Annotated in this window: 6 protein-coding genes; 2 read left to right on the top strand and 4 right to left on the bottom strand. The window is 71.2% G+C overall.

Translation table 11 applies throughout. From position 1 onward, the window contains the following. Positions 1 to 341: 341 nt before the first annotated feature. The gene (locus ASG87_RS03020; protein ID WP_326937873.1) at positions 342 to 1,955 is read right to left on the bottom strand and encodes a winged helix-turn-helix domain-containing protein; all 1,614 of its coding nucleotides are present in this window, start codon (positions 1,953 to 1,955) and stop codon (positions 342 to 344) included. Continuing rightward, positions 1,948 to 2,745, bottom strand: coding sequence for an undecaprenyl-diphosphate phosphatase (locus ASG87_RS03015; protein WP_056000623.1), 798 nt, complete (start codon positions 2,743 to 2,745; stop codon positions 1,948 to 1,950). Before ASG87_RS03015 ends, ASG87_RS03020 begins: the two co-directional genes overlap by 8 nt. 300 nt (positions 2,746 to 3,045) lie before the next feature. Here ASG87_RS03015 and glnA point away from each other — a divergent pair, with 300 nt between their 5' ends. Both glnA and ASG87_RS03005 read left to right on the top strand, forming a co-directional pair. Then, on the top strand, positions 3,046 to 4,458 hold the full coding sequence (glnA, locus tag ASG87_RS03010) for a type I glutamate--ammonia ligase (RefSeq protein ID WP_056000620.1): 1,413 nt from the start codon (positions 3,046 to 3,048) through the stop codon (positions 4,456 to 4,458). A 358-nt stretch (positions 4,459 to 4,816) separates the two neighbouring features. After that, the gene (locus ASG87_RS03005; protein ID WP_056000618.1) at positions 4,817 to 8,392 is read left to right on the top strand and encodes a hybrid sensor histidine kinase/response regulator; all 3,576 of its coding nucleotides are present in this window, start codon (positions 4,817 to 4,819) and stop codon (positions 8,390 to 8,392) included. Between the two features lie 72 nt (positions 8,393 to 8,464). On the opposite strand, the gene ASG87_RS03000 is transcribed toward ASG87_RS03005, so the two are convergent. Together ASG87_RS03000 and ASG87_RS02995 are read right to left on the bottom strand one after the other, a co-directional pair. Then, positions 8,465 to 8,701, bottom strand: coding sequence for a DUF6289 family protein (locus ASG87_RS03000; RefSeq protein WP_056000615.1), 237 nt, complete (start codon positions 8,699 to 8,701; stop codon positions 8,465 to 8,467). 166 nt (positions 8,702 to 8,867) lie between these two features. Further along, positions 8,868 to 11,688, bottom strand: a 2,821-nt coding sequence (locus tag ASG87_RS02995) for an autotransporter domain-containing protein (protein WP_162258305.1), incomplete at its 5' end; no start/stop codon positions are given.

The following is an 11,688-nucleotide window of genomic DNA, read 5'->3' as shown; positions in this document are numbered from 1 at the left end:
GATCCCTTCTCCCAAAGCCTAGGGAAACTCTGATTTTGCTCGTCATCCCAGCGAAAGCTGGGATCCAGTGCCTCCAAGCTATTGAATGCAAAGGCGCTGGATGACTCGCTGCGCTCGCCCCTTCGGGGCCAGCCTTCGGCTGTTCAACGCTTGCAAGGCTCGCTTTTGTCCTGCTTGACCGGCCCTACGGCCGTTGAAAAGCGCCTCGCAGGAATGACAAGCAAGAAGCCGATTGATCAGGCCATCCCTAGAGGCACTGGACCCAGCTTTCGCCGGGATGACGCCCCGTAGGGGGCTGGAGACTTTGACAGGTTTTGAGATTCCGGAAAGGCTCCGGGCGCTCAGTGCGCCATGCCGCCCAGTTCGGGCGGGCGCCAGTCGGCGGTCAGCACCTGCTGGCGCTGCGCGGCCATGCGACGGCTGATCGTGTCGATCGCCGCCGCGTAGGCGGGCAGGGCGGCCAGCGGCTGCAGCAGCGGCGAGGTCTGCAGGTAGGCGCGGTCGCTGTAGCCGGCGGCCACCGCCTCGTCCACCGCCGCCATCGCCGCCGTGCGATCGCCCCGGGCCAGGTGCAGGATCGCCAGTTGCAGCCTGTCGGACGGATACGCCGCGCCGGCGGCGATCTGCGCCCGCGTCGCCGCCAGCCGTCGGTCCAGCCAGGCGCGGTCGGCCGGCGGCGTAGCGTAGACCGCGGCCAGCGTGGCCGGCAGGTCCATCTGCGGGCGCAGCGTGGACGCCTGCCGGAAGGCCTGCGCGGCTGCCGCGCGGTCGCCGCGCAGCAGCGCCAGTTCGCCCATGAGCAGGTAGAGGTCGACATGCGGCGTACGCCGCTGCATGGCCTCGTCCAGCGCAGCCTGCGCCTCGCGGTAGCGGCCTTGCAGGAACAGGTGGCGCGGCCAGGCGATGTTGGAAAAGACGTTGTCCGGGTTGAGCCGGAAGCTGCGCCGGAAACGCGCCTCGGCCGCCTCGTCGAAGCCCAGCAGTTCCAGTTCGCGCGCGATCTGCACGTCGCGGAAGCGCACCCGCCGCGGATCCCCGCGCATGTCCAGGTTGGCATGCAGCGCGTCGACCAACTGGCCCTGTTCCTGCAGCAGGTAGGCGGCCGAGGCGCGGCTGCTGTCGTCGCCCGGATCGAGCTGCACCGCCTTGCGGTAGGCGTCCAGCGCGGCCTGCAGCTCGCCGCGGCAATCGTGCGCATAGGCCAGGGCCGCCCAGCCCGTGGCGTGCCGCGGCGCGGCGGCGACCGCCGCTTCGGCCAGCCGCTGCGCCTGGTCCGTCCATTCGACGGGAAAGTTGTAGAGGCACACGCGCGCGCTGTAGGCGCGGCTCAATCCGAGCCGCGCGTCGCGATCGCCGGGGGCGTCCGCCAGCACCTGCCGGTAGAGCGCGATGGCCCGTTCGTTGTTGTCGCGCTGGCCGATGCCCGCGTAGTAGCGCGCACGCTGCAGCAACTCCTGCGCGAGGCCGGGTGTCGCAGGCGCGGGGGCCGGCCGCAGCCACCATGCGGCGGCGCCGAGCGCCGCCAGGGCCAGCGCCGCGCCGGCGAACAGCCATGGCCGCCGGGAGCGGCGCGGCGCATGGGCCGCCGTTTCCGGTGCGCTCTGTTCGTCCAGCGCCACCGGCGGCTCACAAAGCTGGTAGCCGCGACCCCGCACCGAGCGGATGTAGCGCGGCCGCCGACCGTCGTCGCCCAGCGCCTGCCGCAGCAGTTTCACCCGCTGGGTCACGGTTTCCTCGTTGACCACGGCCGGCGCCCACACGTCGGCCATCAACCGGTCGAAGCCGGCCACGGCATCGCCGTGCGACAGCAGGCAGGCGAACAGCCGGAAGCTGAGGCCCTGCACGTCCAGCGGCTGCCCGTCGCGCACGACGCGCTGCGCGACCAGGTCGATCTCCAGGTCGAGCAGCCGGTAGCGGCGCGGAGCGGGCATGCCGGCGGAGCGGAAGTCAGCCACCGGCCGGCATCAGCGCCAGCAGGGCGATGCCGAAGGCGATGCGGTAGATCGCGAACGGCGTGTAGCGGTGGCTGCGGATGTAGCCGAGCAGCCATTTCACCGCGGCGAAGGCGACGATCGCCGAGACCACGAAGCCGACGACCAGCGCGGTCCAGTCCTCGTGCGCCGCGCCGCCGTCCTTGAGCACCTTCAGCAGCTCGTAGCCGGTCGCCGCGTACATCGTGGGGATGCCGACCAGGAAGGCGAACTCGGTTGCCGCGGCGCGGTTGCTGGTGCCGGCGAGCAGGGCGGTGAAGATCGTGGCGGCCGAGCGCGAGGTGCCGGGAAAGATGCCGGCCACCATCTGCGCGACGCCGACCAGGATCGCCACCTGCCAGGTCACCGCGCTGCGATCCGGCTGGCGCGCCGCCAGCGCCTCGGCGCCGAGCATCCACAGGCCGCCGATCACCAGCGCCCAGGCGATCGGGGTCACCGTCTCCGGCAGCTTGAAGCCGAGCTTCACCGCGGCGAAGCCGAGCACGGCGGTGATCGCGAACGCCACCAGCAGCTTGGCCAGGTAGTCGCGGTTGGCCGGCTCGCGCCACTGCGTGAACAACTGCCAGATGCGCTTCCAGTAGATCAGCGTCACCGCCAGGATCGCGCCGGCCTGGATGCCGACGTTGAACAGGTCCGAGCGCGCGCCCAGCCCCAGCCTCTCGGCGATCAGCAGGTGGCCGGTGCTGGAGATCGGCAGGAATTCGGTGATGCCTTCGATGATGCCGAGCAGGATGACGTTGATCAGGTCGCTCACGTGGCGCGGGCTCCGGTTGGGATGGCGGGATGCCCGACCGGCGGCGGCGGGGCGAAGCGGCATAGCTTACGGGCAACGTCTGACCGGAGGCTGGCTTGCCGCGGCCTGCCGAAGGCTGCGCGATTGCACCATTTCGATTCAATTGGATCGCCCGTGCAGTTTCATTTTGGTGCAATCCGGCGTGCCCGCCGCCCGCCGGCCGGGCGCCATCCCTTGCGGCATCGGGTATCCGGCCACTGGCACGGCGCTTGCTGTAGGGAGAGGATCAACCTTTCCGCACCACCGCCACCGAGGTCCGCCATGTCGTCCGCCCAGCACGTGCTCGATCTGATCCAGGAACACGAGGTCGAGTTCGTCGACCTGCGTTTTGCCGACATGCTCGGCGTGCACCACCACGTCACCTTCCCGGCCCACGCGATCGACGAGTCGACCTTCGAGGACGGCAAGATGTTCGACGGCTCCTCGATCACCGGCTGGAAGGGCATCAACGAGTCGGACATGATCCTGCTGCCCGACCCGGACACCGCCTACCTCGACCCGTTCAGCGCACACATCCAGTTGATCCTGCATTGCGACGTGCTGGAGCCGAGCACCATGCAGGCCTACGGCCGCGACCCGCGCTCGATCGCCAAGCGCGGCGAGGCATACCTGAAGTCCAGCGGCATCGCCGATACCGCGTTCTTCGGGCCGGAGCCCGAGTTCTTCATCTTCGACTCGGTGCGCTGGCAGAACGACCCGGGCCGCGTGTTCTACGAGATCGGCTCGGAGGAAGCGGCCTGGTCGTCGCGCTACAAGTACGAGGGCAACAACACCGGCCACCGCCCGGGCGTGAAGGGCGGCTACTTCCCGGTCAGCCCGGTCGATTCGCTGGGCGACCTGCGCGCGGACATGTGCAAGGTGCTGGAGTCGCTGGGCCAGACCGTCGAGGTGCACCACCACGAAGTGGCGAACGCCGGCCAGTGCGAGATCGGCGTGAAGTTCAACACGCTGGTGAAGAAGGCCGACGAGCTGCTGACGATGAAGTACGTCATCAAGAACGTGGCGCACCAGAACGGCAAGACCGTCACCTTCATGCCCAAGCCGCTGGTCGGCGACAACGGCAGCGGCATGCACGTGCACCAGTCGCTGTCGAAGAACGGCGAGAACCTGTTCGCCGGCGACCTCTACGGCGGTTTGTCGCAGACCGCGCTGTGGTACATCGGCGGCATCTTCAAGCACGCCCGCGCGATCAACGCCTTCGCCAACTCCACCACCAACAGCTACAAGCGCCTGGTGCCGGGTTTCGAGGCACCGGTGATGCTGGCCTACTCGGCGCGCAACCGCTCGGCGAGCTGCCGCATCCCCTACGTGGCCAGCCCGAAGGGCCGCCGCATCGAGGTGCGCTTCCCCGATCCGATGAACTCCGGCTACCTGGTGTTCACCGCGCTGATGATGGCCGGCCTCGACGGCATCATCAACAAGATCGACCCGGGCGCGCCGGCCGACAAGGACCTCTACGACCTGCCGCCGGAGGAAGAGAAGAACATCCCGCAGGTGTGCTCCAGCCTCGACGCCGCACTGGAGGCGCTGGACAAGGACCGCGACTTCCTCAAGGCCGGCGGCGTGTTCACCGACGACTTCATCGACGCCTACATCGAGGTGAAGATGAAGGAAGTCACCCGCTACCGCGCCAGCACCCATCCGCTGGAGTTCCAGATGTACTACTCGCTGTAAGCGGATAGCCGCCCAGGCGGGAGACGACGGGCGCTGCGGCGCCCGTCGTCGTTCCCGGGCGCGCAACGGGGTGGATCGGCGCCGTGCCGGCACGGTTCCCCGCCGCATGGCCGGCACGGGCGGGCACGACGCATGGCGCGGACGATCGGGCCGCATGGCGGATGCGTCAGCGCGCGTCAATGGCCATCCAGACGTCCATAAGGTAGTGGGCCGGAAGGCTCCTGCGTGCCGCGTGATGCGCGCGCGGGCCGGACGTTTCCGGTGCGCTTCGTGCGACACTTCGCGCCAGCGACGCCGACCCGGCGCCGCGCCGGCAGGCGGGAAACAGGGGCAAGGCATGCGGGACAGGGCGACGCAGGTGCAAGGCCGACGCTGCGGCGGCGGAAGCGTTCTCGCGCATGTCTTCCGCGCGGAGGCGGCGCCGTCGCGGGCGAACCGCCGGTCGTCGGTACGCGGCTCGATCCTGTGCGGCCTGCTGGCGCTGTGCGGCCTGTCGCTGCCGGCCGGTACGCGGGCCACCCAGTTGCCGCTCACCGCCTACGACCAGGACAGCGGCCTTTCCAGCCTGTCGGTGATACGCCTGCAGCAGGACCGCCAGGGCTTCGTCTGGGTGGGAACGGAGAAGGGGCTGTACCGCTTCGAGGGCGTGGCCTTCAACCAGGTCGGCGCCGAGCAGGGCTTCACGGTGTCCGAGGTGGTGAGCCTGGCGGAAGACGCGCAGGGCCGCCTGTGGGTGGGTTCGCGCGCGGGCCTGCAATTGCGCGAGCACGATCGCTTCGGCTGGGTGCGGCCCGACGGCAAGCCGTTGCAGGCCGACCGCGGCCAGACGCTGGCGCCCACCGCCGACGGCGGCATGCTGCTGATCAGCGGCCATCGCCTGCAGCGGCTGGTGCCGGACGGCCAAGGGCAATGGCGGCTGCAGGCGCTTTTCGGCGACGACCAGTTGAAGGCGATGCCGGGGCTGGGCGAGGTCAATGCGGTGTTCCACCGCGACGGTACCACCTGGTTCGGCTGCGGCGAGGCGATGTGCCGCATGCACGACGGACGGCTGGACCGCTACGGTCCGGAGCGCGGTATCCCGGCCGACAAATGGCTGGGCATCCTGGGCGCCAGCGACGGCAGCCTGTGGGTACGCGGCATCCACACGGTGCGCCGGCTCGCCGTCGGCGCCGATGCGTTCGTCGCGCACGACCTGCCCGGCAACCAGACCGAGGTGGCCGCTTCCAGCATCGACCTGGTCGAGGACGAACGCGGGCACGTGCTGACCCGCAGCGCATCCGGCCTCGCGCGCTGGGACGGCCAGCGCTGGGAACTGTTCGGCACGGCCGAGGGCATTCCCACGGCGGGCGTGTCGTCGCTGCTGGCCGACCGCGACGGCAGCATCTGGATCGGCACCTACGGCCGCGGCCTGCTGCACTGGAGCGGCGCCGACGCCACCGAGAACTGGACCGCCGCGCAGGGCCTGGGCACGCTGATCTGGTCGGTCGCGCGCGACCGCTCCGGCGCGATCTGGGTGGCCGACGACTGGGGCATCAACATCATCGACCCGGCCGAACACCGCGCGCGGCGCCAGTCGCTGGCGCTGCCGCCGCCGCACCAGGCGCGCGCGGTGCTGGTCGCCGACGACGGCGCGGTGTGGTTCTTCCTGTTCGACGGGCGGGTGCTGCGGCGGCCGCCGTCGTCGGACGCGACCGCGGTGGTGGCGACGCTGCCGTTCCTGGTGCGCGGCGCTTACCTGGACCGCACGGGCCGCTTCTGGGCCTATACCCTGGGCGGGCTGTACTCGGTCGATGCCGCCAGCGGGAAGGTGGAGCGGGCCGCGCCCGAGGTGATCCCGTCGTCGATGTGCGCCGACCTCGCCGAGGACGGCGCCGGGCGCCTGTGGCTGGCCTGCAGCTCGGGCCTGTACCGCCATGCCGGCGGGCGCTGGACGCGGGTGCGCGTGCTGCCGCAGGAAAGCCTGGGCGGGTTCGAGAACGTGGCGGTGACGCCCGACGGGCGGCTCTGGCTCAGCTCGTTGCAACCCGGGCTGCTGAGCGGCCAGGCCAGCGACGCGGACGCCATCCGCCTCGCCCCGGTGGCCGACGCGCTGCTGGCCGATTCGCGCTTCTACTTCCTGCGCACCGATCACCAGGGTCGCCTGTGGGCCGGCGGCAACAGCGGCGTGGACGTGCTGGAGGCGCAGCGCTGGACGCGGCTGTCCTCGCACGACGGCCTGCTGTGGGACGAGACCAACCACGGCGCCTTCCACGCCGACGTCGACGGCTCGGTGTGGATCGGCTCGCCGGTGGGCCTGTCGCACCTGCTGCGGCCGCGGCAGTTGCTGGCGCCGCGCGACATCCGCCCGCTGCTGCTGTCGGCCCGCTACGCGGGGCGCGAGCTCGCCGGGCCGGATCCGTCGGTGCCGTTCGACGCCTCCGGCGCGCTGGTGCTGCGCCTGGCCGCGGTGGGCAACAGCTCGGGCAGCCCGGTGCATTTCCGCTACCGCCTGTCCGGCATCGACAAGGACTGGGTGGAGACCACCTCGCGCGAGGTGCGCTACGCCTCGCTGCCCCACGGCAGCTACCGCTTCGAGCTGCAGACCATCGACGTCAACCAGCGCCGCGCCTCCGCGCCGACCGGCGTGGACTTCAGCCTGCAGCCGCCGTGGTGGCGCACCGCCTGGGCCTACGCCGCGATGGCGCTGCTGGCGCTGGCCGCCCTGATGCTGGCGTGGCGCTGGCGGGTGCGCGTGCTGGTGGTGCATGCGCAGCGCCTGGAGCAGGCCGTGGCCCAGCGCACCGGGCAATTGCGCCAGGCGCTGCGCGCACGCAGCATGCTGCTGGCGCGCATCAGCCACGACCTGCGCACGCCGCTGGCCGGGATCATCGACGGCGTGCGCCAGTGGCGCGCCGGCGACCGCGCGCGCGACTACCCGCAGTTGATCGAGCACAGCGCGCGGATGCAACTGGACCTGATCGACGAACTGCTGGAATTCTCCCGCGGCGAGCTCGATGCGCCGCTCCAGTTCGAGCTGGTCGAGGCGCCGGGCTACCTGCACGCCTTCCTGCGCGACCTGGAAGAGCAGGCCCGCTGGCTGGCCGAGCGGCAGGCCAACCGGCTCGACTGCCGCTTCGCCGACGATCTCCCGGCGCTGGTGAAGGCGGATTTCCGCCGCTTGCGGCAGGTGCTGATCAACCTGCTCGGCAATGCCGCCAAGTTCACCCGCGACGGCCACATCCAGTTCATCGTCGGCGCCCGGCCCGCCGCGGCCGGCATGGCGGTGCTGCGCTTCGTGGTCCAGGACGACGGCATCGGCATCGACCCGGCCTCGCGCGAGAAGCTGCTGCAACCGTTCGCCCGCGGCGACAACGCCTCGCAGCACGACGGCAGCGGGCTGGGGCTGGCCATCGTCACCCAGTTGCTGGAGCGGATGGGCAGCCGCCTGCAGATCGAGGCGGTGGAGAGCGGCGGCAGCCGCGTCGGTTTCGAGCTGCAGTTGCCGCTGGCCGACGAGGACGAACTCGACGCCGACCTGCGCGACGGCGTCGACGGCGTCGGCGAGATCGACGGCGGCGGGCATGCCGTACTGGTCGTCGACGACCAGCCGCAAAGCCGCGACATGCTGTGCGACCTGCTGGACAGCTTCGGCTTCGACAGCCTGCCGGCGGCGGACGGCGGCGAGGCGCTGGAGCTGCTGCGCCGACGGCCGGACAGCCTGGTGCTCACCGACCAGCGCATGCCCGGCATGGACGGCTGGGCCTTGCTGCAGGCGGTGCGGCGGGATCATCCGGGGACGCCGGTGCTGCTCTATTCGTCGCTGCCACCACGCCGCCCGGGAGGCCTCGACGCGGCCCTGGCCTTCGATGCGGCGCTGCTCAAGCCGGCCAGCGCGCGGCAGTTGCTGGACGCCGTCGGCCGTTTGCTGAAGCGGACGGAGCACGCAGGCGCATAGGGTTGCCGGCGTTCCCTGTGCGGTCCGGTGCGGCTACGGGAGGCGCCCGCCCGCAGCCGCGGTTGCGTGGGCTCAGGGTACCGGGCAGGCGACCCGGGTCATCGTCTGGTACGGACCGCGCGCGCCCCAGGTCTCCGACATGCCGTCGCACTCCACGCGCCAGCCGCCGACCCGTTGGGTATGGGCCGGGTCCGAGAAATACTGCACGTCCTGGCTGGTGCCGAGCGGCGCAAAGTTGGCCCGGGCCGCGCCGGCGATGCCGGCCAGGAGCAGGGCGGTGACGATCGCGATCGTGTGGTTCCTGCGCATGTTCCCTTCCCTTGCGAAAGCGCAGCAGGCTTGCTGCCAGCCGAACCTGGCAGCGCCGCGACGGCCGTGATGCGGCGACGTTCGCGGTCTGCCGTTCGCGGGAAGGCTGTGGCCCGGACCTCCGCCAGGCCGTGGCCGGGGCGCACAGGGCGCCCCGGCCGGCCGCTTACGGGTTGAACGGCGCTTCCAGTCCGAGCTGGATGGACTGGTTGTGGTCGCTGCTGTTGTCGAACAGGTTCTGGTATTCCACCCGGAACATCAGGCCGCGCCAGGTCTGCATCTGCAGGCCCAGGCCCAGCAGGGCGTGGTTGCGCGACTGGCCGTCGACGGTGGCCCGGTAGAACGGCCCGGACATCAGGTCGGCATAGCGCATGACGGCCGTGCTGCTGCCCTGGAAGTCGTGCCGGTATTCCACCCGCAACTGCGGCGAGAGCATGCCGAAGTCGCGCTTGAGCGGATAGTTCAGGCGCATGCCCAGGCTGCCGGTGGTGGTCTTCACCTTCTGCTCGTCGTAGTGCAGCGCGTACACCGCGTCGCCGTGCTCGGTGTAGCCGTCCAGCGTGGCCGAGGCCATGTCCAGCCGGCCGTACGGCGACAGCAGCAGGTGCTCGCCGCGGTGCTCGTAGCCGGCCGACAGCGAGCCGAACCACTGCTTGCCGTCGCGGCTGCCGTTCACGCGGTTGCCGTTGGCGGTGACGTAGCGGCGGGCGTCGAACGACAGCCACTGGTAGCCGACCAGGCCGTCGAGGTAGGTCGATTCGCTCGGGCGGTAGCTGGCGTAGGCGGCCACGTTGTAGCTGTCGGCGGTGCTGCGGCTGCCCTTGTGGCCGACGTCGCTGGCGTCGTGGCCGTAGCCGAGGCCGGCGCCGAGCGCGAAGGCCGGCGACAGCCGCTTGTCGGCGCCGATGCTGATGCCCGAGGTGGTGAAGTCGATGCCGTTGCTGCTGCCGCCCACCTGCTGCGAGCCGAAGTTGACGGCGCCGCCGGTCCAGAAGGCGATGTCGCCCGGCTGGCGTCCGGCGGACGACGCGTCCTGCGCGTCCTGTTGCGCGGCCTCCGGCTGCACCAGGTAGCGCCGCTGCAAGCCGTCGCCGAACGGGTCGTTGCCGCGCGCGGCGAAGTCGCCGGCGCGATGGCGGCTGCCGCTGCCGGAGATGAAGCTCAGGCCATTGCTGAAGCCCGCCGTGCCGCCCTCGCCGTGGAGGCTTTCCAGGCGGCGCTGGAAGTTGTCGATCTGCCCGAGCGCGAAGCGGCGGGTGGCGTCGGCCTGCGCGCCGAGGATGCCGAGCACTTCGGCGTCCTTCGACGGGTCAGGCCGTGCCGTCACGTTCACCGTGATGGTGCCCGGCGCCGAGGTGGCGTAGGCATTGCTCAGGGTGAAGCGGATCTGCACGGCACCCGCGTAGGTTGCCGCGGCGGCGAAGTCGAGGCGGTAGACGTCGCCGTCCTTCACGATGCTGCCGGTGCCGGCCGAGGCGGGCGAGATCGACAGCAGGGCCGCGCCGGTGAACGGACCGCCGCGGGCCTGCCTGGTGAGGTCCACCCGCACCGTGGTGCCGGCCAGCGCGTCCACCGTCTGCGCCACGACCTGCGGCACCGGGTTGACCTGCACCGTGACGGTGGCCGGCTGCGACACGCCGAACGGATTGCTCAGCGTATAGGTGAAGCTGACCGGACCGGAGGCGTCGATGGTCGGCGTGTAGACGATGTCCTGGCCGGAGACCGCCGCCGTGCCGCTGGACGGGTTGCTGGCGATGGCGACCGCGGTGAACGGGCCGCCGCTGGCGCCCTGGGTCGCATGGATCGTCACCGCCTTGCCGGCCAGCGTGGTGGCGGTCTGCGCCGCCGCCGTGGGCACCGCCAGCGGGGTGACCGTGACGGTGACCGTGGCCGGCGCCGAGGTGCCGCCCGGGCCGGTGGCGGTGTAGGTCAGGGTGTCGGTGCCGAAGAAGTTGCTGGCCGGCGTGTACACCACGTCGAGCCCGCTCACCGCAGCGGTGCCGTGCGTGGGCGCCTTGGCCACCGCGATGCTGGCGATCGGTCCGCTGTCGTTCTCGGTCACCGCGATGGTGACCGCCTGGTTCGCCGGCGTGCTGGCGGTGTCGTCCTTGGCGACCGGCTTGGCGACGCCGATGGCCAGCGTATAGGCCTGGGCGCCGGTGAAGTGCAGGCCGTCGGTGGCGGTCACCGTGAAGCTGAAGCTGCCGGAGACCGTCGGCGTGCCGGACAGCAGGCCGCTGCCGGACAGGCTCAGGCCGGCCGGCAAGGCGCCGGACGTCACCGCATAGCCGTAGCTGCCGTTGCCGCCGCTGGCGCTCAGGGCCTGGCTGTAAACCTCGGCCTGTTGCGCGGCCGGCAGGCTGGCCGGGGTGATCGTGATGACCGGGGCGGCGACGGCCAGGGTATAGGTCTTCGTGATCGAGGCCGGGGAGCCGGTACCGGTGCTGCTGTCGGTGGCCTTGATGCCCACGCTGAAGTTGCCGCTGACGGTCGGCGTGCCGGAGAGCGTGCCGGTGCCGCTGTCGAGGCTGAGGCCGGCCGGCAGGGCGCCGTTGGCGACGGTGTAGGCGTAGGGCGCCACGCCGCCGCTGGCGGTCAGCACCTGGCTGTACGCGGCCTCGGCGGTGGCGTCGGGCAGGCTGCCCGGCGCCAGGCTGAGCGTGGCGCTGGCTACGGCGAGGGTGTAGTTGGCCGTGCCGGTGAAGCCGTGCGCGTCGGTGGCGGTGACGACGAAGGCGAAGTTGCCCGTCTCGGTCGGCGTGCCGGCCACCGTGCCGCTGCCGACATTGAAGCTCAGGCCGGCAGGCAGGGTGCCGTTGAGGGCATAGCTGTACGGAGCCACGCCGCCGCTGGCGCCGAACGTCGCCGTCGGGTAGGGCGTACCCGCGGTGGCCGCCGGCAGCGAAGCCGGGGTCACCGTGACGGTCGGTGCGACCACGTGCAGGGTGTAGTTCTGCGTGGCCGAGAACGGCGCACCGATACCGGTA

Origin of the sequence: Frateuria sp. Soil773 (assembly GCF_001428405.1) — a bacterium.
Lineage (GTDB): Bacteria > Pseudomonadota > Gammaproteobacteria > Xanthomonadales > Rhodanobacteraceae > LMSL01.
This window is presented reverse-complemented; position numbering and strand designations above follow the sequence as displayed.